This window comes from Flagellimonas sediminis, from assembly GCF_010500845.1.
In the GTDB taxonomy this organism is placed as follows: domain Bacteria; phylum Bacteroidota; class Bacteroidia; order Flavobacteriales; family Flavobacteriaceae; genus Flagellimonas; species Flagellimonas sediminis.
In genome coordinates, this window is the sequence record NZ_JAAAMI010000003.1 from 361,958 (window position 1) to 388,090 (window position 26,133).

Sequence of the window (26,133 nt, forward strand, 5' to 3'; positions counted from 1 at the left end):
CTTGGTTAAAGATACCTAAAATGCCCATACCATTATTCAACTCCATAGCTTCTTGGTTATTGAGAAAGCGCTACCACCAAATAGAACTTTTTCTCAAATATCCGTTGGATGTTCAGGATGAGGTGTTAAGGCAGTTGCTCGACTTTTCCCAGGAAACCATGATCGGAAAACAGTATGGGTTCGAAGACCTTCCCAAGTATGACGAATTCCGTAACCGGGTTCCCATTGTAGGGTATGAGGATGTGGCACCCATGATAGAGCGCACCCGTCGTGGAGAACAGAACCTCTTTTGGCCCACGACCATAAAATGGTTCGCCAAGAGTAGTGGTACCACCAATGCAAAAAGCAAATTCATCCCGGTAAGTAATGAGGCCTTGGAGGACTGTCATTACAAATCAAGCAAGGATTTACTCTGTCTTTATCTCAACAACAATGAAAACTCCCAACTGTTTACCGGTAAAAGTTTACGATTGGGTGGAAGCAAGGAACTCTATGAGGACAATGGAACCTTTTTTGGCGATTTGTCCGCTATTTTAATAGATAACATGCCCCTATGGGCCGAATATAGCAGTACACCTAGCAATAGGGTTTCCCTAATGAGTGAGTGGGAATCTAAGTTGGAGGCGATCATAGAGGAAAGCATTAGGGAAAACGTGACCAGTTTGGCGGGCGTGCCATCTTGGATGTTGGTTTTGCTCAATCAGGTTTTGGAGAAGACCGGCAAAAGTCACCTGTTCGAGATTTGGGAGAACCTCGAGGTGTATTTTCATGGAGGGGTCAGTTTTACCCCGTACAAGAACCAATACAAGAAACTGCTCCCCCGCAAAAAGTTCAATTTTTATGAAACCTATAATGCCTCCGAAGGATTTTTCGGTATACAAGATCGAAACAATTCCGATGAGCTTTTGTTGATGCTGGATTACGGTATTTTTTATGAGTTCATTCCCATGGATTCCAATGGAATTGAAGATTGGGCCATTCCGTTGTGGGAAGTGGAGCTGGGGGTCAACTATGCCATGGTGATTACCACAAATGCTGGGCTTTGGCGTTATAAGATAGGGGATACCGTCCGGTTCACCTCCAAAAACCCATACCGCATCAAGATTACGGGTAGGACCAAACACCACATCAATGTATTCGGGGAAGAACTGATCATTGAAAATGCAGAAGAGGCCCTGAAGCAAATTTGCCAGAAAACCGATGCGGAGATCATGGACTATACCGCCGCACCCATTTTTATGACGGGCAAAGAAAAAGGGGCACATGAATGGATCATCGAGTTTAGAAAGCCACCCGAAGATGTGGCCTATTTTACCGAAGTGTTGGACAATGCCCTAAAATCGCTCAACTCCGATTATGAGGCCAAGCGCTACAACAACATCACATTAAAAATGCCCAAAGTACATGTGGCCCGTAAAAATTTGTTCCATGACTGGCTCAAATCCAAGAATAAACTGGGTGGCCAACACAAGATCCCGAGGCTTTCCAATGAGCGTGGATATATTGATGAACTGCTCCGAATGAACATGGAAACAAGGGTGTAACATTATTTTACCTATCTTTACGAAAACGTTTTCGTAATTTTAACCTTTTATCGTCCAAACTTTCCTTTTGAACAAATAAAAAAGGTTTTTACCCGTTTAATGTTGAATTTCCCCTAGCAAATCTTTTAAACACTAAACCATAAAGATCATGGCAGAAAAACTTGTAGTTCTTTCCGATATGTGGGGAGCAAAAAAGGGCCTTTGGATAGCATCCTATTTTGGATACCTTCAACAATATTATGACATCGTATTTCATGATTGCCAGCAATTGGGAAATATTGACCTTCCAGTTTCTTCCGAAGAAAATGTACACCGCGCCTTTATTGAAGGCGGCATTGATACGGCAGTTGCCAGTTTGCTTAAAAAGGAAACCAGGCCAGCCCATTATTTGGCTTTTAGCACCGGAGGTACCATTGCCTATAAAGCGGCATTGCAAGGTTTACCGATGAAATCGTTGACGGCGATTTCGGCGACCCGTATCCGATTTGAGGAAGATAGGCCCGATACTCGTCTTAACCTTATTTATGGCGAGTGTGATGCCAATAAACCAGATTTGAAATGGTCACAACAAGTTGGTGCCGATTTTAGGATTGTACCCAGTTTCGGCCACATGCTCTATTCCGATGAAAAAATAATTTCGGAAGTCTGTTTGGAACTTTTGGAACAAGTCACAAAAAAAGTGGTCTGACTAGGAGACCACTTTTAGTTTTTTTATGGTTTCGTACGACAGCTTTTCCTCTGCGTACGCTTTGCTTACCTTGAACTCGGTTTCATCACTACTTGGTAGTGTGAACATGGCATCGGTGAAGACAGCTTCACAAAGGGAGCGTAGTCCCCTTGCACCTAATTTATATTCTACCGCCTTGTCCACAATATAACTCAATGCCTGCTCTGTAATGGTAAAGGTAATACCGTCCATGGCGAACAACTTCTCATATTGTTTGATGATGGCGTTTTTGGGTTCCGTTAAGATGGCACGCAATGTTTTGGCATCCAATGGGTTCATATGGGTGAGCACAGGTAGTCGCCCAATGATTTCTGGAATCAAACCAAATTCCTTAAGGTCTTTTGGAATGATGTATTGCAGAATATTGTCATTGTCCAACTTGTCATCGGCTTTGGACGCACTATAACCAACTGCCTGCATGTTCAAGCGTTTGGTAATGATGCGCTCGATACCATCAAAAGCACCTCCGGCCACAAAAAGAATATTTTCTGTATTTACCTCTATGAACTTTTGATCGGGATGTTTACGCCCACCTTTTGGTGGAACGTTCACCACAGTGCCTTCCAAGAGCTTCAAAAGACCTTGTTGCACGCCTTCACCTGATACATCGCGGGTGATGGATGGGTTGTCGCTCTTGCGGGCAATCTTGTCTATCTCATCGATGAATACAATACCTCTTTCCGCTTTTTCCAAGTTATAATCGGCAGCCTGTAGCAATCGGGTCAGGATGCTTTCCACATCTTCCCCAACATACCCTGCTTCGGTGAGTACCGTGGCATCCACAATGGCCAAAGGCACATTGAGCATTTTGGCGATGGTCTTCGCAATAAGGGTCTTGCCCGTACCGGTTTGCCCCACCATAATAATGTTGCTCTTTTGGATTTCTACATCGTCATCCTTGCCCTTGGGTTGCAACAGTCTTTTGTAGTGGTTGTATACCGCTACCGACATTACTTTTTTGGTCCTTTCCTGACCAATAACAAATGTGTCCAAGAAATCACGGATCTCCACTGGTTTTTTCAATTCCAGTTCAGAGGATAGGTCGTGGTTTTTGGATTGTTTGGATTCTTCCGCAACAATGCTATGGGCCTGTTCTATACATCGGTCGCAAATATGCGCATCAAGACCAGCAATCAATAAATTGGTTTCTGGCTTTTTTCTTCCACAAAAAGAACATTCCAAGTTTTCCTTTGCCATATTTCTCAACTATTCAACCATCAATAACGCAAAAAAATGGATTTTGGTCTGCGTTAAGGGGTTGGCTTCTTAATTAATGGGTATGAATTAGGATTTTTCCCTTATCAAAATTTCATCGATCATGCCATAGGCCTTGGCTTCTTCGGCCTTCATCCAGTAATCCCGGTCACTGTCGTCATACACCTTGTCAAAAGGTTGACCGGAGTGGTTGGAGATAATCTCATATAATTCGTCCTTGATCTTCAACACCTCCTTGGCAGCGATTTCAATATCACTGGCCTGTCCCTGCGCTCCTGAAAGTGGCTGATGGATCATGACCCTGGAGTGTGGCAGGCCACTTCGTTTACCTTTTTGACCTGCACAGAGCAGTACCGCGGCCATGGAGGCGGCTATTCCGGTACAGATGGTGGCCACATCGGGCTTGATGAACTGCATGGTATCGTAAATGCCCAATCCGGCGTACACACTTCCGCCAGGGGAATTGATATAGATCTGAATGTCCTTGGAGGCATCCGCGCTTTCCAAAAAGAGCAACTGGGCCTGTACAATATTGGCCACTTGATCATTGATCCCTGTTCCCATAAAAATGATGCGGTCCATCATCAATCGGGAGAAAACATCCATTGCAACTGCGTTCAATTGGCGTTCCTCTATAATGTTGGGAGTCATGTTCATAGGGTACATGCTGCTCATGATCTGGTCATAGTGCATGCTGTTTATACCGTGATGCTGGGTAGCATATTTTCTAAATTCTTTTCCGTAATCCATAGGATAGTACTCGATTTATCTTAAAAAAAAGGTGCCGAAAAATTAGCTTTTCGGCACCGTAAAGATACTTATTTTTCTTTTAGCAGACTAGCTGTATGCCTCCTTGATGAAGTCGTCATAAGATACTTCCTTCACCTTAAGGTTGGCCTTCTCCTTGTATAGGTCCAACAATTTTTGGCTCATCAACTGTTCTGAAAGTCGTTTCACCTCGTCTTGATTGCTCATTACACGAACGGCGATGTTTTCCAATTCCTCCTCTTTGGGGTCCATATGGCCATATTGTGCCATTTGCGATTTGATAAATCCTTTGGCAAATTCCTTAAGCTCATCAAATTGTACTTGAAGATTGTTTTCTTGAATGATCTTACCTTCGATCAATTGGTAACGCAATCCTTTTTCCGATCTTTCAAATTCTTCCGTGGCTTGGTCATCGGACAACATTTGTTCCCCACTCACTTGGATCCATTTTTTCAAAAACTCTGCTGGCAGGTCAAATTTGGTTTCCTCAATCAATTTCTCGGTGATATCGTTCAACAATTTTTGATCGGATTGCTGTTCAAACTGATTTTCAGAATCTTCTTTAATACGGTCCTTCAATTCTTTGGCAGATGTTACCTTGTCCTTACCGAACAATTTATCGAACAATTCCTGGTCCAAGGCTGCAGGTTGTCTTTCGTTGATTTCCTCAATGGTGAAAGTAACCTCGGTGTTCAGGCTATCTGCCTTGTCACGGTTGATGCCCAATGCACTAGATAAAAGATAGTCTTCCTTGAAAAGTCCTTTGGTGGAAAAGGTAACAATGTCACCTACTTTTTTGCCGACCAAGGCATCTACCGCTTTTTTAGCTTTTACCTTGTCCACCTCAATAGTGGTCTTGTTGTTGATGTCCTCGGCTTCATTGGCAAATGTTCCGGTCACCTCGTCGGCTTTGCCCACTTCGGTTTTGGATACCAACTTTCCGTATTGTTTTTGGATGCGCTCCACTTGATCGTCGATCATTTTCTTATCGGCCACGATTTTGTACTGGGTAACGGCTTTTTTGGTCTTCAACTGTACATCAAAGCTAGGCGCCAATCCCAATTCAAATTCGAAATCGAGATTTTCGTTTTCCCAATCAAAATTTTCAGGTTGTTTGGGAAGCGGGTTGCCCAAAACATCCAATTTTTCCTCGGTAAGGTATTTGTTCAGATTGTCCTGAAGCAGTTTGTTCACCTCATCCACCAAAACAGCTTTTCCGTACTGTTTTTTGATCAGTCCCATGGGAACCTGACCTTTTCTAAAACCTGGAATATTGGCTTGTTTTCTGTAGTCCTTAAGGATTTTTTCTACCTTGTCCTGATAGTCTTCTTTGCTTATGGCGACTTTTACAACTGCATTAAGATCGTCAATCTGCTCTTTAGTAATATTCATCTCCTACCTAATTTGCTGTTCAAAAATGGGATGCAAAAGTAATGCATTTTTGGTTTGACAGCAACTTTTTAAACCCTTGAATTTCAAACCAAACGAAATCTATTGGTCTTCCTTTAAAATGGAATGCAAAATGGACTGTAAAATGGACAGTAACAAACTGAAAATAATGGCCCACCAGAAGTTGACAACCTGAAACCCATCAATCAATTTTGCGGCAAAAAGAATGATGATGGCATTAATGACCAACAAGAAAAGTCCCAAGGTAAGTATGGTGATCGGCAATGTTAAAATGACAAGGATTGGCTTGACCAAAAAGTTGAGCAAGCTCAATACAACGGCCACAATAATGGCGGTGACCATGGAATCCACACCCACACCTGGCAGAACATAGGCCAGGATTACCACGGCTAGGGCATTCAATAATAATCTTAGTATGAGTTTCATAAAGGTGATTTTTGAAGTTGTTTTAATAAAAAAGGCACCGTGATTACGGTGCCCTTAAGATAACGAAATTATGTTTGTCTAGTTAATATAGAGCCCGGTATAATCCAATGGATTGACCATTGGTAGGTTGGACCCAAATTTTGTATTGATGGCAGTTGTAAATGCATTGGCGACAATTGCATAACCTCTGGGAGCAGGGTGTACCCCATCCAAAGAGAATCCGCCACCTGTAGCAAAATCACTGGTCACTAAACTTCCATCAGTTAACTGGATACCAGAGATATTGATGGTGCTCAACAAAGTGTTGGCATCCACAAAAGCAAGGTCGTAAGCAGAAGCCAAGGCAGCGATAGTTTGGTTGTAGGCATCGGTTGCCGTTTTTACCATCAATTGTTCTTCAGGCGTTAAAACCCATTTATCTGCCAAAGGAACCGCAACTCCATTGATTGAAGTAGGATTGTTCGGATCGGCCAAAGTTCCGATAAACGTGCTTGAGGTCAGCACCAAAAGATCATCGGCAGTAGCTTGTCTCATATTGATCAAGGCCGGGTTAAAACCAGTAAGGTCAGTTAAATCTTCATCAATTATGACCACAGCGTTGCCTTCGCCGGCAGAAAAGGATATAGTTCTTTTTGCCAATTCCTGAGCGTCGATGATGTTCAAAGCATGTAATTGAGCCAATCCTGCATTATAGGCACCATAAGCAGCCATGCTGTTCAAATAAGCGGCAGTTTCCGCGTCCAAAGGAATGGGATTGTATGGTACGGTAGAGAAATAGGGAAGGTCGGTTACATATGGAATGTTGGCGATGGCACCATCTGCACCATTGGCTTTCAATGTCTGTACAATGCCACTCATAACACTTGCATACACATTGGGATCTGTAATATCGGCTCTTGAATAGGTGCTGGGGTCTAAATTTCCAGTTTGGTCAGTTCCTGCTCCTCCACCTGTGGCATATAACAAAACGTCATTGGATCCAACCCACAACGTAAAGAAGGTTGCTCCTTGCGCCGCGGCGTCACCAATAACGGTAGCCGATTCGCTGGAAGAGAATCTTGCAAAATAGGGATTGGCGGTTCCCATGGCCACTCCTGCCACACTGCCGTAGCCTGGAGCCAAGAGCTCATAACTTTTTGCCCCGGGTACCCCCATGTTGTTGAAAGATCCAGATAATTTACTGGATACTTCAGTGGAGCCTTGCCCGGAAACAGGCGTTGGTGCAGGACCATTGGCAGTGAATGCCAAATAGAGTCTGTTCCCTGCTATTGGGGTTCCCTGAAGGGTCATTCCCCCAAGGTTGTCCGCCATGAAAGGAATATTAAAAGAGCCGCCCCCTACCAAGGCAAAATTAGCCGCCAGCATATTGGGAAAAGAAGCTTCCTGGCCAGCTGTAAAAAGTGCATTGTCAGAGAATCCTGCTGTAAGGGAATTTCCTACAGCTACGTAATTGGAGAAATCCGCGGTTCCGGAAGTGTATTCAATGGGTTCGGTCGTGTTGTCAATTGGGGTCGTATCGTCTTCACATGCCATCAAGAATAAGCCTAAAACTGGGAGTAAGGCATAAAACTTTTTCATATCGATAATCTGTTAGAGTTAGTTTATGTTCACTTTTATGGTAAAATCACAATAAACCAAATCTATATCAAAATTGTTATACAGGCAATTAAATGGGCAAAAAAATTATGCATGCATAATAAAAAGGATGAAATTTTAAGAATTTAGAAAAGCGAAGCTCTTTTCAAAAAACTGTGCGGGGTTTTCTGCATGCAACCAATGCCCGGCATTGTCTATGGTTTCAATCTGAGCGTTGGGGAAGTGTTTTTTGATCTCTGGATAATCGTTGGGGAGTATATATTCAGACCGGTCGCCCCTCAGAAATAGGGTAGGACCATCATAAAGGGCCAATGGGGCAATGTTGTCCCCGATCTCTTCCATTTTGTTCTTGAGAACTTCAAAATTGAATCGGAACCCCAATTTTCCCTGTTCCACCCAATACAGGTTTTTCAACAAAAATTGTCTAATACCAAAATTTCTAAGGTATTTGGAAAGTTCTTCATCTGCTTCGGTCCTGCTCGTGATCTTGTCAAAATCCAACTTGTCCAGCGCGTTTACGATATCCTGATGATGGGGGGGGTAAAACTTAGGTGCAATATCGGCAACAATGAGTTTAGTGACCCTTTCCGGGTGGGAGGTAGCCAACTGCATGGCCGTTTTACCGCCCATGGAATGCCCAAGCACAATGGATGAATCCAGTTGGTGGTGGTCCATATAATTGATGACATCCCGGGAAAGCAATTCGTAGTCAAAATCCGGGGAATGGAAACTTTTGCCATGGTTCCGTTGGTCAATGAGATGTACCTGAAATCCGTTTTCGGCGTATTGGGTGCCAAGGGTTTTCCAGTTGTCCGACATGCCCAAAAAACCATGAAGGATAATGAAAGGCTGGCCTTCTCCCAATATTTTTGAATGTAATATTTCCATTATTTCAATCTGTGTAGGTACATGTTGATGACATTTTCCAATCCCAAATAAAGGGATTCGCAGATCAATGCGTGGCCAATGGAGACTTCCAGCAAACTTGGAATATGTTGCTTGAAAAATTGAATGTTGTCCAAGCTTAGGTCGTGACCTGCATTAAGTCCAAGCCCTACTTTTTGGGCCGCTTCCGCAGCTTTTGCAAAAGGAGCAACGGCCGCTTCCTTGTTGCCTTTGGCAAATTCATGGGCGTAGCTTTCGGTGTACAGTTCCACACGATCGGTGCCAGTCAAGGCAGCTGCCTCTACCATTTTAGGGTCGGGGTCCACGAAAATGGATGTGCGTATGCCATTCGTTTTGAAGGTGTTGATCACATCGACCAAAAAATCTTTGTGTTTAATGGTGTCCCAGCCGGCATTGGAGGTGATGGCATCCTCTGCATCGGGCACCAAGGTAACCTGAGTGGGTTTTACCTCAAGGACCAAATCGATGAATTTGGGTACCGGGTTTCCTTCAATATTGAATTCCGTGGCAACTATTTTTTTGAGGTCCCTGGCATCTTGATAACGAATGTGTCGCTCATCGGGTCTTGGATGAATGGTGATGCCCTCAGCCCCGAAAGATTCAATGTCCTGGGTAGAGGTGATGAGGTTGGGCACGTTGCCGCCGCGAGAATTTCGTAATGTTGCCAGTTTATTTATGTTGACGCTCAACTTTGTCATGAAGTTCTTTTTTAGATTGGCAAAAATAGGAATTAGGCACGCCTTTTGCCATTTAAAATTAGTATTTTGCACCTAATAACAGCGTTATGCACATCCAAGACCAAATTATAACTACAGTGCCCGTTTTCGAGGTTTCCGAAACCTTGAAGGAGGTGATCAAGTTTTTTGAGGAGACCACATACTCCCATGTGGCCGTTACTGAAAACGGGGTTTACCTTGGACTTTTGTCGGAGAATGATCTGCCCTGTTTCGAGCCAGAAAAATCCATAGAGGACTTCCGGTACGAATTGGATAATTTCTTTGTGACCAAGGAAACAGCTTGGTTGGATGTACTGGAGATGTTCTCCCGGAACGAGGCCAATATTTTGCCCGTTGTGGACGAAAACCAATTGATCTCGGGGTACTATGATCTGGAGGATATCGTGAGTGTTTTTATCGACACGCCTTTTTTTAAGGAACCCGGGGCCATTTTGGTCATTTCTACGGGAATCAAGGATTATTCCTTTAGCGAGATTGCCCAAATCGTGGAAAGCAACAATGCCCGGCTGTTGGGGGCCTTTATCACCGATTCTGAAAACGATGTGGTGCAGATTACCCTTAAAATCGGCACCCAGAGCATGAATGAGGTGGCCCAAACTTTTAGAAGGTACAACTATACCATAGTTTTTGGAAATAGTGACGATCAGTTCATGGAAGATTTGAAGCAACGATCGGACTATCTGGAAAAATATCTCAACGTATAGTATGAAGGTAGCCATTTACGGTCAATCTTTTCAGGAGGAGGATAAATGTTGTGTTCACGAACTTTTGGAGGAACTCGAAAAGCTGGATGCCACTATTTATGTTGAGGAAAACTTCAATAAACTTGTTTCCGAAGTAACAAAAGGACGTATTGATGGACTGTTTACGGCATCCAAGGGACTGGACTCCAGTTTTGACATGTTCGTAAGTTTTGGTGGAGATGGTACCATGTTGCGGGCCGTAACCTACGTCAAGGATTATGGTATTCCCATTGTTGGGGTCAATACCGGCCGCTTGGGATTTTTGTCCACCTTTAAAAAAGAAAACGTGCGCAAGCTGGTCACGGAGTTTGTGGCCGGGCACTTTGCCGTTGAGGAGCGTACCTTGGTCGAGGTGGAGTTGAATTCCGATCTGGATGAATTCAAAGGGCTCAATTTTGCGTTGAACGAAGTCACGGTAAGCCGCAAGGACACCACTTCCATGATTACCGTGGAAACGTGGTTGAACGACGAATACCTGACTTCTTACTGGTCCGATGGACTTATCGTGTCCACACCTACAGGTTCTACCGGATATTCCCTCAGTTGTGGAGGACCTGTGATCGCACCAACTGCCAAATCCTTAGTGCTTACGCCCATTGCACCACATAACCTAAATGCTCGGCCCCTGGTCATTTCCGATGACACCCAGATCAGATTGAAGGTTTCTGGGAGGGAAAAGACCCATTTGGTCTCCCTGGATTCTAGGATCGCGGATATTCCCAACGGCAAGGAAATCCGTATCAAGAAATCCGATTTCACCATCAAAATGATCGAATACAAATCGGAAAGCTTCTTGAAAACGCTTCGCAATAAATTGCTTTGGGGGGAAGATAAACGCAATTGAATTCAACACGGACAATAAATGGGGCTAAAAACTGTTTTACAAGGGAGAACAAATCTAATATTGTATCTATTGACCTTCCTTTACTCTTAAAACTTGAATTTTTTGGTTAGTATGCGGATAGTTTTGGCTGTATTTCTATGCTGTGTGATCAAGGTCAGCGCACAGACCTATGAGGTTGGTTTGTTTGCCGGGGGCGCCAATATGGTGGGCGATGTGGGAAGGACCAATTACATTTTACCTTCCGGCCCTGCCTTTGGTGGCATCTTTAAATGGAACAAAGGAAAACGCTACGCTTGGAGGGGCAGCGTTATCTATGGGCAATTTACGGCAGACGATACCAAATCCAGTATGCAATCGCGCCAACAACGTGCCTATGTGTTGGATAATTCGGTTTTGGAGTTCTCCGCGGGACTCGAAATCAACTTCGTGGAATACAACCTTCACAAGCTCGGTCCGGCCTTTACACCCTACCTGTATACGGGTTTAACCTATTTCAGGTACGATTTTAATTATTTTGATGCCCTCCAAGTGCAGGATATTAACCAAAAAGACGGTAGTTTTGCAATTCCAATGACGGTTGGGGCAAAATGCCGGTTAAGTCAGTTCCTCATTCTGGGGGCCGAAATTGGGGCCAGGTATACTTTTACGGACAATTTGGACGCAAGTAACCCAGAAGGTTCCAATTATGAGCAGTTCAGGTTTGGGAACATATTGAGCGATGACTGGTACGTGTTCACGGGTTTTACATTGACGTATACCTTCGGACGCAAGCCCTGCCAGGATTGTTTTCAATAAATAATGCAAACGCTAGAGGACCTAAACAAGGACAAACTTCCAAAACACATGGCCATCATCATGGATGGCAACGGTAGATGGGCCCAACAAAGGGGCAAGCTCCGTGTGTTCGGTCATGAAAATGGTGCCGAGGCGGTAAAACGCACAGTGGAAACTTGCGTAAAACTTGAAATACAATATCTTACCCTCTATGCATTTTCCACGGAAAATTGGAACCGACCCAAAATTGAGGTGGACACTTTAATGAAGCTTCTGGTGACTGCATTGAAAAGGGAGCTCAAAAATTTGAAAAAGAACAATATTAGGTTAAAGGCCATCGGAAGGATGGAAACCCTGCCCGAAAAGGTGCATAGGGAACTTGACGAAGTCATTGCCAAAACATCAAAAAATACAGGGATGACCGTTACCCTGGCATTGAGCTATGGCTCTCGGGAAGAGATTACATCAGCCGTTCGGGAGATTGCGGTCAAAGTTAAAAATAACATAATTTCACCCGAAAATATTGACGAACAAGTTATAAATACACATCTTTACGCGCACTTTTTGCCTGATGTTGACCTACTTATACGCACCAGTGGCGAATGTAGGATCAGCAATTTTTTACTCTGGCAGATTGCATACGCGGAATTATATTTTATTGATGTATTTTGGCCCGATTTTAACGAGCAGCATTTGGTAGAGGCCATAATGAGTTACCAAAATAGAGAACGACGATTTGGAAAAACTAGCGAACAACTTAACTAAAGGTATTGATAACCTGATACCGGTTTATCTCAGAATATTTCTTTCCGCAACATTCCTACTCTTGTCCGGAACGGGGTTTGCCCAAGAAACCACCTTTGAGGATGGTAAAGAATATATTTTGGGGGGATTGACCGTCACTGGATTGCAAAGTTACAACGAGCAGACCGTTAAGGCCTACACAGGGTTAAGGGTAGGCCAACCCATCAAGGTGCCGGGTGATGAGATCAGTGCCGTGATCAAAAAGTTGTGGGGCCTGGAACTCTTTAGTAATGTGGAGATGTATTATACCAAGATCGAAGGCAACCAAATTTATTTGGAACTTCATATTTTGGAACGTCCTACCTTGAACAATGTTACCGTTTATGGTATCAAAAAGCGCAAGGTGGAGGACATCATCAACGATACGGACCTTAAAAAAGGGAAGAAAATTACCGAAAGTTTGATCGCCAATACCAAAAACTACCTACAGAACAAGTATAAAAAACAAGGCTACCTGAATGCCAAGGTGAATATTGCCACGACAGCTGACACATCGGGCACCAACGTACAGAATATGGTGGTCAATGTGAACAAGGGAGACAAGGTAAAGATCAGAAAGATCACCTTTGAGGGGAATGAGCAACTTACAAACAAAAGGTTACGTAAGGCCCTTAAGAATACCAAGAAGAAAAAACTGTTCCGTTTCTGGAAGAAGTCAAAATTCATTGCGGCCGATTTTGATGAGGATTTATCCAATTTGGTGGACACCTATGCCGAAAGAGGTTATAGGGATGCCAGGGTGCTCTCGGATACCTTTGTAAAAGTGGATGAGCACAACATCGACCTGATCATCAAAGTGGAAGAAGGTAATAAATACTACTTTGGGAATATTGATTTTGTCGGAAACTCCGTGTATACTGATAGGCAATTGAGCCAAATTTTGGGAATCAAAAAAGGGGATACTTACAATGGGGTTTTGTTAAAGGAACGTGTGGCCGACGACTCCAAACCGGATGCCGTGGATCTGACCAATCTTTACCAGAACAATGGTTACCTGTTCTCGACCATTAACCCGGTTGAGGTTTCCGCAGTGAATGACACTATTGATTTTGAGATCAGGATCATTGAAGGTAAGGAAACCTATTTGGACCACGTTACGGTAAAAGGGAACGATAAAACCAATGATCACGTAATCTTTAGGGAATTAAGAACACGTCCCGGTCAAAAATATAGCAAGGAAAATATAGTAAGGACCATTAGGGAGTTGGGTCAGTTGGGCTTCTTTGACGCGGAGCAGATAGTTCCGGATATACAAAACCCGAACCCCAACGAAGGGACCGTGGATATCGAATACAGCTTGGTGGAATCAGGTTCCAGCCAGATAGAACTACAAGGTGGTTTCGGCGGTGGAGGTTTCATTGGTACCTTGGGACTTTCCTTTAGCAACTTTTCCCTAAAAAATATTTTCAATGGGGAGGCCTACAAGCCAGTGCCAATGGGTGATGGGCAGACCTTTGCCCTTCGTCTGCAGGCCAGTAGAACCTTCAGGGTCTATAGTCTGAATTTCTCTGAACCCTGGTTGGGAGGTAAAAAACCGGTAAGGTTCAACCTATCCCTTTCTAGGACCCAGCAGTTTGCCACAGGATATAATAGCAATGGTAGATTGGATGTTCAAAAAGAACGAGGTTTTTCAATAACTGGTGTTTCCGCTGGTTTGGCCAAAAGAGTACAGTGGCCTGATGACTTTTTTACCATTTCACATGCAGCAAGTTATCAGTTGTATGATTTTAACGATTACAACAGTGGCCTGTTCAACTTTGGTAATGGTAGTTCCAATTCTTTGAGCTATACCCTTGGTATATCTAGAAGTTCTCAGGGTCCGAGCAGGATTTTCCCAATGTCAGGTTCCAACTTTGAATTGACTGCTAAGTTTACTCCGCCATATTCTTTGTTCAGTTCCAAAGATTACAAACAGTTAAAGGAAGATATTAATTCAACTACGGAAAGATTGTACGAGCTTCAGGATTTAGATAGAAATACAGAAGAAGAATTGGAATTCCAACAATTGGGCAATGATTTGGAGAGTATGGAAGAAGAGCGTTTTAAGTTGTTGGAATACTACAAGATTAAGTTTAAGGGTGACTGGTACACTACTTTGGTGGACAAGTTGGTTCTCCGTACCAATGCAGAATTTGGTTTCTTGGGTGCCTATAACCACGATATTGGCGATGTTCCTTTTGAGCGTTTTTATGTGGGAGGTGATGGTCTTGGTAACTTTACGTTGGATGGTAGGGATGTTATTCAGTTGCGCGGATATCAAAATCAATCGTTGACACCATATATAACTAATGCGATAACAGGTAGGCTTCAGCAGGATGGGGGAACAATCTATAATAAGTTCTCCATGGAGCTTCGCTATCCGCTTACATTAAAACCTTCGGCATCCATTTATGCACTATCATTTTTGGAAGCCGGTAATGCTTTCAACAATTTTAATGAATATAATCCGTTTGAGTTAAAAAGATCTGCCGGAGTGGGGCTACGTATTTTTATGCCGGCATTCGGACTCTTGGGAATCGATTTTGGTTATGGTTTCGATAGTGATGCCAGACCTGGATCTACCGGACCAAGTGGATGGCAAACGCACTTCATCATCGGGCAGCAGTTTTAATCAAAGGAAAATAGTGTCTGGGTCACTTATAAATGTCCCATTTTAAATAAATGATTTATTTTGGCACGATATTTTCTATGTAAAATGCGGAATCAAAGATGAATACGAAAGTTCTTTTGTCATTAGTGGTTTTGATGTTGTCCCTTCATGGGTTTTCCCAAACTTCACGAGGGGTGCGCATAGGATACGTGGATATGGAATATATCCTGGAGAATGTGGAAGAGTATAGGGACGCAACGGAGCAACTGAACATAAAGGCCCTAAAATGGAAACAAGAGATAGAACTCAAACAAAGTTCCATCGATCAGATGAAAAAAGATCTGATGGCAGAAAAAGTGCTCTTGACGGATGAACTCATCGCGGAACGCGAAGAGGAAATCCAGATTTTGGAAAAGGAAATGTTGGATTATCAACAGGACCGGTTCGGACCGCAAGGGGATTTGGTGCTACAGAAACAACTTTTGGTACAACCGATCCAAGACCAGGTTTTCAACGAGGTACAAAAAATCGGGGCCAATAAAAGATACGATTTTATTTTTGATAAATCGGCAGATGTTGTAATGTTGTACTCCGAAAAACGGCACGATATCAGTGACTTGGTTTTAAGGGAAATAGCACGGACCCGAAAGGTGAGTGCCTCCAATAAAAAACAGGACCAGAAAAACCGTTTGGAGCAGTTCAAGGCTGATGAGGAAGAAGCCGATGAGGAGATAAGTGAAGCGCTTTTGGACAGACAGGCCCGGACCGATTCCATTCAACAGGCCAACGCCAAAGCAGTTGAGGACAAGCGGGCGGAACAACTGAGGCTAAGGGAGGAAAGAAAAAAAGCCTACGAGGCAAGAAGACAAAAATTGTTGGAAGAACGCGAAGCAAAACGCCAAGCGAAAATAGAGGACCGGAGCAAACCGGAACAGGAGAAGGATTCAGTACAGAACTAAATATTGAAACACTAAATTTAAAATCGAAATAAGTAACTTAGAGAATCATGAGAAATGTTAAAAGGATTGCTGTAGCCCTAATATTGTTTGTGGCGGCTACGGGTTTTGTAAATGCACAGAGTAAGATTGCCCATATCAACGTACAGCAACTGTTGACTGAAATGCCGGAGATGAAAGCTGCACAAGCCGAATTGAAAAAATTGCAGGAAACCTATTCAGCGGACATCCAAGGTTCAATGACAGAACTTCAGAATAAATATACCCAGTACTCTAACGAGGCCACTTCCAAAACGGAAGAAGAAAACCAAAAAAGGGCTCAGGAGCTTCAAGGATTTGAAAAAAATATAGACGAAGCCAGAAATGCTGCCATGCAAGCCATGCAACAAAAGCAACAAGAATTGTTCGCTCCCATTTCAGAAAAGGCCAAGGCTGCCATCGAAAAGGTGGCCGCTGCCCAAGGTTTTGATTACGTGATCGATGCAAGCCCAGGTTTGAGCTTGATCGTAGCCAAAGGAAAGGATCTTTTACCTGCGGTAAAGAAAGAATTGGGATTCTAAAAACATTAATCTCTCAATATTGAAAAAGCTGGAGTACACCTCCAGCTTTTTTATTTTATAAAACCATGATATTATTTTACTTCAGATACCCCGTTGAGAACTATATCAATTGAGCTTATTTTGTCGTCCCAATTTGAGAATAAGGCAGAAGATAAACTTTTGAATCTTTCATGACCAAATATACCTGGTGATATATAGTAGTTAGATATCTCAATGCTCTTTCCTTTAAAATCGGCATGTTCATACATGATAACTCGCCTAGTTTGATTATAGTTGGTTGTTCCATACGGGTATTTAAAAGTGGAGGAAATAGTACATGAACTTGCCTTATCATTGAAATTTACACTTTTTAAATTTTTAAGGTCATCAACTGAATTTATATTCGTCATTATGTTTCCTTTTAGGTAGCTATCTTGATAAAATTTCACATAAGTGTTGAATGGACCTACAATTGCTGGATTTTTAGAATCGAAATTACTGGCATTTTTCCTTGATTCTAATAACTTTTCATAATCGTCGTTATAAAAATTGAATTTTTCTTGCTCATTTTCAAAGAAATAAACAGCTTCTTTGTTTATAACTGTTGCTAGTTCTGGCAGATTGTCAAGTCCTTTTAATGCATCAGGAATGTCACTTAAGGGTTGTAGATTACCATCAGCATCTTCATAATATTCAATGGTATAAAAAGTTCCTTTGAAATAAAATTTCGATACTAATGTTTGATTTTGATCAGTAATTTCTTCTGTAGGTATGCCCTCATTTGAGCAAGAAATGACTAGAATACTCACAAGTAAAAAAAATAATTTTCTCATAACTGTCTGTTTTAAAAGTTTTAAATTAAAATTCAGGCCAATTTGTAAAAATTCGAATAACAAAGTTTTGGAAAGATGGTTTGATTTATAAATTAGAATCGGATTTATAAATTAGAGATAAAATGATAGGTTAATCAATGAATCATTCTTTAAACCAATATTTGGGTAATGTTGTCGGGATTTTTGATTCAGGGGTGGGGGGAACCTCCATCTGGAAAGAAGTGGTGAAAATGCTTCCCCATGAAAGCACCCTGTACCTGGCCGATAGTGCCAATGCCCCCTATGGTGAAAAATCAAGGGAAGAAATTCTCCGTCTGAGCATCAAGAATACAGAACTCCTTTTGGAAAAAGGATCAAAGATTATTGTGGTGGCCTGCAATACAGCAACCACAAATGCCATTGATTACCTCCGGGAAAATTATCACGTACCATTTATTGGGATAGAACCTGCCATAAAACCTGCGGCATTTCATACAAAGACCAAAAAAGTGGGTGTTCTGGCCACAAAAGGAACGCTCTCCAGCAGTTTGTTCCATAATACCTCCAAACTCTTTGCCGAAGGGATTACCGTGGTGGAGCAAGAAGGAAAAGGGCTTGTGGAATTGATCGAGTCCAACAAAGTGTATTCCACTGAAATGAGGGAGCTTTTGGCCACCTTTTTAGATCCAATGTTGGAACAACAAATCGACTGCCTGGTGTTGGGATGCACCCATTATCCTTACTTGATTCCCGTATTGAAGGAAATGTTGCCGAATAACGTCACTATCATTGATTCTGGGGAAGCTGTTGCCAGACAAACCAAAGCCATCTTGGAACAAAACGGGTTATTGGCTCCGGAAACAAACCATCCGAAGTATACCTTGTACACCAACAAGAATGTGGACATCCTGAAAAGTTTTGTGGATGGGCCTGATTGCGAGGTTTCGTACCTCGATTTTTGATTTCTATTTTCGTTTATAGGTCAGGTAGGTAAAACTATATTGGTGCCTATCATCCTTTGGATGATGTTCCTCGTTGACCAATTCCCATTCCTTTTCATCGATCACAGGAAAAAAAGCATCCGCCTCGAATGTTGCGTGTACGCGGGTAAGTTCAATGTCCGTAGCAATGGTCATAGACTGTTTGTAGATTTCACCACCACCGATGATGAAGGCCGTTTCCCCTTCATGAACCAAATCAATGGCTTCCTCCAGGGAATGTACTATGGTGCAAGGGAATTTTGTCTGGTAATCCTTGTCCCGTGTTATGGCGATATGTTCACGGTCCGGAAGTGGCTTTGGGAAGCTTTCCAGCGTTTTTCTGCCCATGATGATCTTATGGCCCGATGTAATCGTCTTGAATCGTTTAAAATCATCGGGAAGATGCCAGACCAAGTCATTGTCCTTGCCCAGGGCATTGTTCTCCGCGGCTGCGGCAATAATGATCAATCGCTTCATTGATCTTTTTTTTTATTGATGTTGGAAAGGGGAAATTCGGTCTCGATTTCTTTTTGGATTTCGGCAATGCGTTTCTTCTGCAAGGCCACCAATTTTTCCCGCTGCTGGCGTTCCCAGTCCTGTCCCATGAACCTATGCGTTACGAACACGTTAAAGGCATGGATCACGAACAAAAAGGCCCAAAAGGTAATGGCCCAAATAAACCAATCGTAGGAATCCCCATACTTGAGGATTTTGTTGATCAGAACCAAAAAAACACTGCCGATCAAAAAAACCACAAAGTGGGAGAACAGCCGTTTCTTTTGTTTGATGCGTTTATGGGCATTCTCCAAAAGCTCGTGCTGCTCCAGATCCAATTCAGGTGTTTTCTTTTTTCCGAATGACAACATGGAATGGCTATCTTTAACAACAAATATAGTTGAATTGTATCCAAATACCCCGTAATGCAAAATCTGAGAAAAAAATTCCCTGTTCTAAACCAATACATTTATGCCAACACGGCTTCTGCAGGACTTTTGAGCGAAGACCTCATGGAATGGAGGCAAGGCCATGACCTGGACTACCTTATTGGCGGTAGTGAGATGAAGAACAAGGGATTTGCGCACATGCCCGAAATCAAGAAAACGGTCGGAAGGTTTTTTCATTGTAAGCCCGAAAATGTGGCCTTGGTTCCCAATTTCAGTTTGGGACTCAATTTGTTGTTGGAAGGCCTTCCCAAGGATAAAACAGTATTGCTGCTGCATAACGATTATCCCTCGGTGAACTGGCCTTTCGAGACCCGAAACTTTAAAAGGGAGTATGTGGATATCGATGAGCATATGGAGGAGCGCATACATGAAAAACTAAAAACCGGAAAAATAGATATTCTGGCCTTGAGTTTGGTGCAATGGGTGAACGGGGTAAAAATTGATCTTGACTTTTTAAAGCAGGTGAAAAAGGATTTCCCCGATGTGATGATCATGGCGGACGGAACCCAGTACTTGGGAATGGAACCTTTTGATTTTGAGGCTTCGGGGGTGGATATTCTAGGGGCCAGCGCCTACAAATGGCTATTGGCGGGTTATGGCAATGGTTTTTTCCTGATAAAGGATGGTATAAAGGACCAATTTGAATTAAAAGGCATAGGCAACGGTTCCGTGAACAACGACCTCTCCAAGCGTGACAGCATCCCGTTCTGTAAGTTCTTGGAGCCTGGCCACTTGGACTCCTTCAACTTTGGAAGTTTAGAATTTGCCCTTAATTTTTTGGATGAGATCGGTCTAGAGAACGTTCAGGCCCAGCTCCAGAAATTGTCCAATAGGGCCATGACCGCATTCTCCGATCTAGGGCTGCTTCAACCTTTTGTAAGTCAGAGAAAACAGCACAGTACCATTTTCAATATAAAGGACGATAAAAAGCTTTTCGATAAATTGACCGAAGAAAATGTGGTGGTTTCACCAAGGGGAGGAGGGGTGCGATTGAGCTTCCATTTTTACAATACGGAGGAAGAAGTGGATGTTATTGCCACACTTCTAAAACGTTGGATGTCAAAATAATAATTGGTAAAAATCCATGATCTAATTTGATAAAAGTAACCCTATTGTTAGGTGCATTTTATCAATATGATAAATCGGTGGTAACTAATTGTAAATAAGCAGTTTTATGTATTGCTTTGTGGTGGAATTAAAATTTTGGTACCATGGCAATTAAGAAACAATACCTAAAGAGCAAGCCTGTTTGCAAGGTCACTTTCAGTGTTCCTGCGGATGAGGCGGAAACCGTTGCGGTAGTCGGCGATTTCAACAAGTGGAACCCCAAGGGCAGCGGATTGAAAAAATTGAAGGATGGAACCTTCAAGGGAACTTTTGAACTTCCTGTGGAGAACACCTATGAGTTCAGATATTTGATAGATGGCAACTATACCAACGATGCTGAGGCCGATCGTTTCCAATGGAACGAGTATGCCGGCACGGAAAACGCCGTTTTGGAAGTATAACTTTTTAGAAAGGTAATTTTAATGCACCGTCATCGGTTTCCCCAAGCTGATGGCGGTTTTTTTTACCCTGAACTTGATTCAGGGTCTCACCATCTTCACATTTTTACCCTTCAAAAAAACGTTTTTTACTTATGGGTCTCGTTGAGGTACTTTAGGCCTTTGTAAAGTGCCGGTAGTGGCACCGACCGATGGTTTTCGGCTTCAAAATAATCTTGTTTTACCTGAAGTTTGTCGCGCCAGCGCTCCTCCATCATCGCTACAAATTGGTCGTGTCGCTTTTTGTTCCGCTCGTAATTGGTCTCGCCTTGGTTGGCCGTGGCCCAGTATAATTTTTTGTTGATGGAGGTCGGGGTCATTGAAGCCATTTTACTTTCCATGGTGGTTTCGTCCCACCAAATACTGGGATCGATGGCCAAATAGGCATTAAACACACTGTTGGGGTCCAAATAGGCATTTACGGTCAACAAGCCACCGAGGGAGTGCCCTATCAAGGTACGATGTGGGGCTGCACGATAATGGTTCTCTACATAAGGAATCAATTCCTTTTCAATAAAATCCAGGAATTTTTTGCCCCCACCCATGGTGTTGGCACGCTTGGTCTGCAATTTGGTAATGGTGAAATCCCGTTCGCGATCCACATTTTCGATGGCCACCACAATGGTTTCCGGCATCAGGTAGTTGCGGTTGGTACGGGAACCCATAAATTGGACAATGGCCGATGTGGTTTCAAAGTGGACATATCCGTCCAATAAAATAATAATTGGATATTGAGTGTCAGATTTTGAAGGATCGCTATAGGAGTGGGGAAGACTCACCAAAATGGATCTTTCCTCATTGAGGATGGTGGAGTGTACAGAAATGGAATGGCCCAGTTCTATGGGTTTTCCAACTTGACCTACAACTATTAACCTGCTGAAAAGGAGAAGGAAAAATAGTGGGATAAGGAATCGTTTCTTCAAGGGAACTTGTGGTTAGTAGGCTTTTTGTTGCATATTTCAATGGCTCGAAACCAGTTTTTGTTAGGTGCCTATGCCTTTTCTATTTCCGTCATAATTTCCCTCACTTTCTCCATATCCTCTTTTGCAACTTGAAGTTCCGCAACAAAGGTGGCCATGTGGCTCATGACCTGCGTGGTGTGTTCGTTGCGCAAAAAGCATTGGATGCCTTCAGCTTCCAGCCTGCTCTTCAAGGGGAGCAAATCGGTTTCATAGTGCGAACTTTTAATGGTAACCCAACTCATAGTGTTTCATTTTTACGGCTTGTATAGCCCAAATCCTTATGTATTAAAGATAGTTGATATAAAGACGAGGTACAAGGATTTGCTTGCAATCGGTTCCAAGGCCCATGGCTTTGGATCGGGAAAACGTGAATACTACTTCCTTAATATTTTCTCCATGGCCTTGCCCTTGGCCAGTTCGTCCACCAGCTTGTCCAAATACCGGATTTTTTTCATGAGTCCGTCTTCCATTTCTTCTACCCGATACCCACAGATCACCCCCGTTATTTTGTCAACATTCGGGTTCAATCGGGGTGCTTCTCCAAAAAAAGTCTCAAAATCTATACGGTTATCTAAAATGTGTTGCAGCGCTTTTTGGTCGTAGCCGGTCAACCATTGGATGATGGTATCCACCTCCTCCTTGGTGCGGCCTTTTTTCTCTGCTTTGGTGATATAATGTGGATATACACTGGCAACCGAGGTGGTAAAGATTCTGTGTTTGTCCATGATGGCTTGTTTAGTATTAATTGACAACTAGCAATTTAAGGGTTTTTCTCTTTCAGAAATTTGATGATAAGGCCCAACTGCCCCAAATGGTACACATCATGGTGTAACATACCATTTACTAGAAAGCTGTATGTGTAGTCGCCCTTAAAGTCGATATCGTAATAGGTTTGTGAAAGAAATGCATCTTCTTTGTTTTTAAGCAAAGTGATGAGTTCCTTCAAGGTGTCATCGTATTCCTTTTGGATCTGCTCCCAACCTTTTTGTTTTAGGATGTCGTTGGGCAACCAATTTTCTGGGCAATCGTCCGTTTTGCTGCCTTGGCCCGTTTTGATTTTCAGCAAGGCCTCTTTTCGCCAAAAAGTGAGGTGCGAAATGGTCTCAGCAATACTGTGCAAACCTTCCAAAGGTCTTTTAAACACGAGGTCTGCATCCACATCGGCTAGCTTACTGGCAAAGGAATTGCCTACCCAAGGGTAACCGTCCTGGATTTCCTCAAATTGTGCGATGGTGTATTGGATAAGCGGGTTCATGGATTTGTTTTATTAGCTGAAGTTAAAAAAAATAAATACAGTCATAATTGATTATGACGGTTTATCCAATCAGGGATTTTACATTTGGGCATGACCCAAAAGGAGATAATATTTTCGGATTTGTTTGAAGATGCCTATGGCTCCCCTGCCGAACTGGCCAACATACTGGACTTGGGTCTGGAAATGCTCTTTTATGTGGAGGAAGGAGCGTTTTCCCAAAGGGAAATCCAACAAGTGGTTACCGCGTTACGGGATATTAATGGGGTTTTGAGGGGAAAATCTTGAACTTGTGTTATATCGAAGGCTCATACATTATGGGTTTTAGTTTTAATGTTAAGGGGTCAACTATCATTTGTTCATATCTTGGCATATGACCAATGTTATTGAAAAACGAAATAGTTTTCAATTGGTCAAATTCTAGTGATTTATATCCAAAAATGACCTTGGATATCAATTTTGGATTAAAAGGAACATCCAAGTTTTTTCCATCATTAGTAATTTTTAAATCCATTAGGTTTTTGACGTAGCGAATATCAAAAACAAGGCGTACTTCTTCCTCGTAATCCCAAATATTACTTTTATTTGTTACCACAAACATGCCCAATTCCCCTTCTTTTATTTTTTTTAAATTTCTTTTTTCAAGTAGGCTTTCTGGGTAAACGACTTCCGAAGGACTACCACAATAGTCATGTTTTGAGAAATCTATTTCAAAACAGACTTGCGTATGAGATTTTCCATAATGTGCCCACATCAAATATGACTTTTCAGTAGTATAGGTTTTTGAAAAACAACATATATATGTTGATGAAAAGGCTCTTTCAAATGCAATCTTTGTAGCATGTTGAATAAGCTTATGTCCTTTTTTGGATAAGTTTTCCCAATCCAAATCCATCAAAAATGGACTATTATCTAAAGGGTCATTGAATTGGTCTGCCCTTGAAAACCTTAGTCTTTGGTTTTCAATTGTACTATAAAGGCCATCAAAGGAAATAAATCGATATGATTTATCTCGATACGTGTTAAAAAGGGAATCATCCGACATGCTTGTCCCATATTTTCAGAGAAAAAAGATAATCAATTTTTTAAAAGCCTTCTGTCAAACCCATCAAAATGGGTGATGATGGGGAGGTCAAAATCGGCATAATCAGAGTCGGTGGAGTTTACGATGACCACATGGCCCACTTGGCAATTCAGGGCTGCCTGTACCCCGGAGTGGGAGTCCTCAAAAATAACGGAACCTGCCTTGCCCACGCCCAATCGTTCTATGGCCCTGTCAAATAAGTCGGGGTGAGGTTTTCCCTTTACAGTGCCATCGTTGTACACAATATGCTCCTCGGCAAAATAATCGAGTAAGTTAAACTGGTCTATAAAAAAGTCCACATTCGATTTTCCAGAAGCCGTGGCAATGGCCATGGGAATATCGTTCCCCCTTAAATAATCCAAAAGGGCCAGTGCACCGGGTGCCAGTTCCATTTTGTGTTTCAAACATTCGTTGCGGTAAAGCACTTCTTTTTCTTCGGAATACTGATGCACTTCTTCATCGCTAAAAGGCCGTTTGAAGAGAATTTCTAGCGTATCCTTCCCGTTGCGGCCATGGATGTAATCCCTCTTTTGCTGTTCGGTCAGGAAAATATGGTGTGCCGCCAAATATTCGTCCCAAGACTTTTCCTGGTATTCGGAATCCCAAAATAAGGTGCCATTAAAGTCAAAAATTACCCCGCCTTTTTGCATTTGCTCAAATCAGATTTATACGGCAACCACGCCTTTAATATGGGGATGTGGGTCGTAGTTAAGTAGTTCAAAATCATCAAATGTAAAGGCAAAAATGTCCTTTACATTTGGATTGATTTTCATGGTGGGCAATGGGCGAGGGTCACGGCTCAATTGCAGTTCCACCTGTTCCAAATGGTTGTTGTAGATATGGGCGTCACCAAAGGTGTGGATAAAATCCCCAGGCTGGTAGCCACAGACTTGTGCCATCATCATCGTGAACAAAGCGTAAGAGGCAATGTTGAAGGGTACCCCCAAAAAGATATCGGCACTGCGTTGGTACAATTGGCAAGACAGTTTCCCATCTGCTACATAAAACTGGAAAAACGCATGGCAGGGAGGGAGAGCAGCCTTACCGTTGGCCACATTTTCCGCAAAGGAAACGGAAGTGTCGGGCAATACGCTGGGGTTCCAGGCAGAGACCAACATACGGCGACTATTGGGATTGTTCTTCAAGGTATCCACCACTTCCTGTATCTGGTCGATTTCCTCACTGTTCCAATTGCGCCATTGATGTCCGTATACAGGACCGAGGTCTCCGTTTTCATCCGCCCACTCGTTCCAAATACGTACGCCGTTCTCTTGCAGGTATTCAATATTGGTATCCCCCTTCAAAAACCACAACAGTTCATAAATAATGGACTTTAAATGCAATTTTTTGGTGGTCACCATGGGAAATCCTTCCGAAAGGTCGAACCGCATCTGATAGCCAAAAACGCTCAAGGTTCCTGTTCCTGTCCGGTCGCCTTTTTGGTTCCCGTGTTCCAACACATGTTTGAGGAGGTCGTGGTACTGTTTCATAATGGGTTAAAGGTAAATGGTTGCGTACGAAAGGGCAATAGGTCTACTGCCTGATTTATGAAAACTTTATTAACGGGTGGGGTTTGGTTAAGGGTAATGGATTAAAGTGAAGGGTTACGGATGGTTGGACTTGTTATATTTAATCAGGGATGCAATCTTTTTTTGTAGGCGTTGGATGTTTTTAATGATTGATGATGATTCTTCTGAAGGAAGGAAGTTCAAATCTTGGCAAAGAATGAGATGGGTCTCTAATTCGAAAGCCGAACCTAAGCTAATTTGTAAAAATCGGACAAAGTCTTTTTGGGAATACTTGCTGCACCCTTCTGCAATATTGGCTGGAATGGACACTGAACACCTGTTCATTTGGGATACAAGGCCGTATTTTTCAGAATCGGGTAAACATTTGGTAATGGTGTAGATTTCCTTTACCAGTATTCGGGAGTCTTTCCAAACCTCCAATTCTCGAAAATTTCGCATAGTACAATT

General features: G+C 42.6%; 31 protein-coding genes. 13 read left to right on the forward strand and 18 right to left on the reverse strand.

Annotated elements, in window-relative coordinates:
* The first annotated feature begins 20 nt into the window (after nucleotides 1–20).
* Together GTK07_RS08520 and GTK07_RS08525 are read left to right on the forward strand one after the other, a co-directional pair.
* Nucleotides 21–1,544, forward strand: a complete 1,524-nt coding sequence (locus GTK07_RS08520; protein WP_163634857.1) for a GH3 auxin-responsive promoter family protein — start codon at nucleotides 21–23, stop codon at nucleotides 1,542–1,544.
* Nucleotides 1,545–1,692: 148 nt separating this feature from the next.
* A complete protein-coding gene (locus tag GTK07_RS08525; RefSeq protein ID WP_163634858.1) occupies nucleotides 1,693–2,232 on the forward strand; it encodes a hypothetical protein in 540 nt (179 codons plus the stop codon).
* Here GTK07_RS08525 and clpX read toward each other — a convergent pair whose 3' ends face one another.
* The 7 genes from clpX to GTK07_RS08560 form a co-directional block, all read right to left on the reverse strand.
* Entirely contained in the window at nucleotides 2,233–3,468 is a 1,236-nt protein-coding gene (gene clpX / locus GTK07_RS08530; protein ID WP_163634859.1) for an ATP-dependent Clp protease ATP-binding subunit ClpX, read from the reverse strand.
* A gap of 87 nt (nucleotides 3,469–3,555) precedes the next feature.
* A complete protein-coding gene (gene clpP, locus GTK07_RS08535; protein ID WP_163634860.1) occupies nucleotides 3,556–4,236 on the reverse strand; it encodes an ATP-dependent Clp endopeptidase proteolytic subunit ClpP in 681 nt (226 codons plus the stop codon).
* 87 nt (nucleotides 4,237–4,323) lie between these two features.
* On the reverse strand, nucleotides 4,324–5,646 hold the full coding sequence (gene tig, locus GTK07_RS08540) for a trigger factor (protein WP_163634861.1): 1,323 nt from the start codon (nucleotides 5,644–5,646) through the stop codon (nucleotides 4,324–4,326).
* A gap of 99 nt (nucleotides 5,647–5,745) precedes the next feature.
* Nucleotides 5,746–6,090 carry a phage holin family protein gene (locus tag GTK07_RS08545; RefSeq protein ID WP_163634862.1) on the reverse strand — a complete coding sequence of 115 codons (345 nt, stop codon included), beginning with the start codon at nucleotides 6,088–6,090 and terminating at the stop codon, nucleotides 5,746–5,748.
* Between the two features lie 78 nt (nucleotides 6,091–6,168).
* Nucleotides 6,169–7,668 carry an SGNH/GDSL hydrolase family protein gene (locus GTK07_RS08550; RefSeq protein ID WP_163634863.1) on the reverse strand — a complete coding sequence of 500 codons (1,500 nt, stop codon included), beginning with the start codon at nucleotides 7,666–7,668 and terminating at the stop codon, nucleotides 6,169–6,171.
* A 135-nt stretch (nucleotides 7,669–7,803) separates the two neighbouring features.
* Entirely contained in the window at nucleotides 7,804–8,574 is a 771-nt protein-coding gene (locus GTK07_RS08555) for an alpha/beta fold hydrolase (RefSeq protein WP_163634864.1), read from the reverse strand.
* The gene (locus GTK07_RS08560) at nucleotides 8,574–9,290 is read right to left on the reverse strand and encodes a pyridoxine 5'-phosphate synthase (protein ID WP_163634865.1); all 717 of its coding nucleotides are present in this window, start codon (nucleotides 9,288–9,290) and stop codon (nucleotides 8,574–8,576) included. Before GTK07_RS08560 ends, GTK07_RS08555 begins: the two co-directional genes overlap by 1 nt.
* A gap of 86 nt (nucleotides 9,291–9,376) precedes the next feature.
* Between GTK07_RS08560 and GTK07_RS08565 the strand changes: the two genes are divergently transcribed.
* From GTK07_RS08565 to GTK07_RS08595, 7 genes are all read left to right on the forward strand, one after another.
* Nucleotides 9,377–10,033, forward strand: a complete 657-nt coding sequence (locus tag GTK07_RS08565; RefSeq protein WP_163634866.1) for a CBS domain-containing protein — start codon at nucleotides 9,377–9,379, stop codon at nucleotides 10,031–10,033.
* A 1-nt stretch (nucleotide 10,034) separates the two neighbouring features.
* Complete coding sequence (locus GTK07_RS08570; protein WP_163634867.1) at nucleotides 10,035–10,916, forward strand: NAD kinase; 882 nt, start codon at nucleotides 10,035–10,037, stop codon at nucleotides 10,914–10,916.
* Between the two features lie 111 nt (nucleotides 10,917–11,027).
* Nucleotides 11,028–11,711, forward strand: coding sequence for a type IX secretion system protein PorG (gene porG / locus GTK07_RS08575; RefSeq protein WP_163634868.1), 684 nt, complete (start codon nucleotides 11,028–11,030; stop codon nucleotides 11,709–11,711).
* Between the two features lie 3 nt (nucleotides 11,712–11,714).
* Nucleotides 11,715–12,455, forward strand: a complete 741-nt coding sequence (locus GTK07_RS08580) for an isoprenyl transferase (RefSeq protein ID WP_163634869.1) — start codon at nucleotides 11,715–11,717, stop codon at nucleotides 12,453–12,455.
* Entirely contained in the window at nucleotides 12,427–15,105 is a 2,679-nt protein-coding gene (gene bamA / locus GTK07_RS08585; RefSeq protein WP_163634870.1) for an outer membrane protein assembly factor BamA, read from the forward strand. The genes GTK07_RS08580 and bamA overlap by 29 nt, the downstream gene beginning before the upstream one ends.
* Before the next feature lie 98 nt (nucleotides 15,106–15,203).
* The gene (locus tag GTK07_RS08590) at nucleotides 15,204–16,043 is read left to right on the forward strand and encodes an OmpH/Skp family outer membrane protein (protein WP_163634871.1); all 840 of its coding nucleotides are present in this window, start codon (nucleotides 15,204–15,206) and stop codon (nucleotides 16,041–16,043) included.
* A 47-nt stretch (nucleotides 16,044–16,090) separates the two neighbouring features.
* The gene (locus GTK07_RS08595; RefSeq protein WP_163634872.1) at nucleotides 16,091–16,600 is read left to right on the forward strand and encodes an OmpH/Skp family outer membrane protein; all 510 of its coding nucleotides are present in this window, start codon (nucleotides 16,091–16,093) and stop codon (nucleotides 16,598–16,600) included.
* Nucleotides 16,601–16,671: 71 nt separating this feature from the next.
* Here GTK07_RS08595 and GTK07_RS08600 read toward each other — a convergent pair whose 3' ends face one another.
* Entirely contained in the window at nucleotides 16,672–17,412 is a 741-nt protein-coding gene (locus GTK07_RS08600; RefSeq protein ID WP_163634873.1) for a hypothetical protein, read from the reverse strand.
* Nucleotides 17,413–17,549: 137 nt separating this feature from the next.
* Here GTK07_RS08600 and murI point away from each other — a divergent pair, with 137 nt between their 5' ends.
* Complete coding sequence (gene murI, locus GTK07_RS08605; protein ID WP_163634874.1) at nucleotides 17,550–18,353, forward strand: glutamate racemase; 804 nt, start codon at nucleotides 17,550–17,552, stop codon at nucleotides 18,351–18,353.
* 3 nt (nucleotides 18,354–18,356) lie between these two features.
* Here the strand turns inward: murI and GTK07_RS08610 are convergent, their stop codons facing one another.
* Together GTK07_RS08610 and GTK07_RS08615 are read right to left on the reverse strand one after the other, a co-directional pair.
* The gene (locus GTK07_RS08610) at nucleotides 18,357–18,848 is read right to left on the reverse strand and encodes a dihydrofolate reductase (RefSeq protein WP_163634875.1); all 492 of its coding nucleotides are present in this window, start codon (nucleotides 18,846–18,848) and stop codon (nucleotides 18,357–18,359) included.
* Nucleotides 18,845–19,237, reverse strand: coding sequence for a 2TM domain-containing protein (locus GTK07_RS08615; protein WP_163634876.1), 393 nt, complete (start codon nucleotides 19,235–19,237; stop codon nucleotides 18,845–18,847). The genes GTK07_RS08610 and GTK07_RS08615 overlap by 4 nt, the downstream gene beginning before the upstream one ends.
* Before the next feature lie 54 nt (nucleotides 19,238–19,291).
* Between GTK07_RS08615 and GTK07_RS08620 the strand changes: the two genes are divergently transcribed.
* Together GTK07_RS08620 and GTK07_RS08625 are read left to right on the forward strand one after the other, a co-directional pair.
* Nucleotides 19,292–20,383, forward strand: a complete 1,092-nt coding sequence (locus GTK07_RS08620; protein WP_163634877.1) for an aminotransferase class V-fold PLP-dependent enzyme — start codon at nucleotides 19,292–19,294, stop codon at nucleotides 20,381–20,383.
* A gap of 143 nt (nucleotides 20,384–20,526) precedes the next feature.
* A complete protein-coding gene (locus GTK07_RS08625; protein ID WP_163634878.1) occupies nucleotides 20,527–20,823 on the forward strand; it encodes an isoamylase early set domain-containing protein in 297 nt (98 codons plus the stop codon).
* A gap of 125 nt (nucleotides 20,824–20,948) precedes the next feature.
* Here GTK07_RS08625 and GTK07_RS08630 read toward each other — a convergent pair whose 3' ends face one another.
* The 4 genes from GTK07_RS08630 to GTK07_RS08645 all read right to left on the reverse strand — a co-directional run bounded on the left by GTK07_RS08630 (nucleotide 20,949) and on the right by GTK07_RS08645 (nucleotide 23,076).
* Nucleotides 20,949–21,782 carry an alpha/beta hydrolase gene (locus tag GTK07_RS08630; protein ID WP_203583757.1) on the reverse strand — a complete coding sequence of 278 codons (834 nt, stop codon included), beginning with the start codon at nucleotides 21,780–21,782 and terminating at the stop codon, nucleotides 20,949–20,951.
* A 68-nt stretch (nucleotides 21,783–21,850) separates the two neighbouring features.
* Nucleotides 21,851–22,063, reverse strand: coding sequence for a putative signal transducing protein (locus tag GTK07_RS08635; RefSeq protein WP_163634879.1), 213 nt, complete (start codon nucleotides 22,061–22,063; stop codon nucleotides 21,851–21,853).
* A 132-nt stretch (nucleotides 22,064–22,195) separates the two neighbouring features.
* Nucleotides 22,196–22,546, reverse strand: a complete 351-nt coding sequence (locus GTK07_RS08640) for a DUF2200 domain-containing protein (protein ID WP_163634880.1) — start codon at nucleotides 22,544–22,546, stop codon at nucleotides 22,196–22,198.
* Nucleotides 22,547–22,581: 35 nt separating this feature from the next.
* Entirely contained in the window at nucleotides 22,582–23,076 is a 495-nt protein-coding gene (locus GTK07_RS08645) for a DinB family protein (RefSeq protein WP_163634881.1), read from the reverse strand.
* 90 nt (nucleotides 23,077–23,166) lie between these two features.
* Between GTK07_RS08645 and GTK07_RS08650 the strand changes: the two genes are divergently transcribed.
* Nucleotides 23,167–23,361, forward strand: coding sequence for a hypothetical protein (locus tag GTK07_RS08650; protein ID WP_163634882.1), 195 nt, complete (start codon nucleotides 23,167–23,169; stop codon nucleotides 23,359–23,361).
* Nucleotides 23,362–23,368: 7 nt separating this feature from the next.
* Here the strand turns inward: GTK07_RS08650 and GTK07_RS08655 are convergent, their stop codons facing one another.
* From GTK07_RS08655 to GTK07_RS08670, 4 genes are all read right to left on the reverse strand, one after another.
* Nucleotides 23,369–24,118 (reverse strand): DUF2971 domain-containing protein, encoded by a 750-nt coding sequence (locus GTK07_RS08655; RefSeq protein ID WP_163634883.1) that lies wholly within the window; start codon nucleotides 24,116–24,118, stop codon nucleotides 23,369–23,371.
* Nucleotides 24,119–24,150: 32 nt separating this feature from the next.
* Complete coding sequence (locus tag GTK07_RS08660) at nucleotides 24,151–24,807, reverse strand: HAD family hydrolase (RefSeq protein ID WP_163634884.1); 657 nt, start codon at nucleotides 24,805–24,807, stop codon at nucleotides 24,151–24,153.
* Nucleotides 24,808–24,822: 15 nt separating this feature from the next.
* The gene (locus GTK07_RS08665; protein WP_163634885.1) at nucleotides 24,823–25,647 is read right to left on the reverse strand and encodes a thymidylate synthase; all 825 of its coding nucleotides are present in this window, start codon (nucleotides 25,645–25,647) and stop codon (nucleotides 24,823–24,825) included.
* 114 nt (nucleotides 25,648–25,761) lie between these two features.
* Nucleotides 25,762–26,124 (reverse strand): four helix bundle protein, encoded by a 363-nt coding sequence (locus tag GTK07_RS08670; protein ID WP_163634886.1) that lies wholly within the window; start codon nucleotides 26,122–26,124, stop codon nucleotides 25,762–25,764.
* Nucleotides 26,125–26,133: the final 9 nt, after the last annotated feature.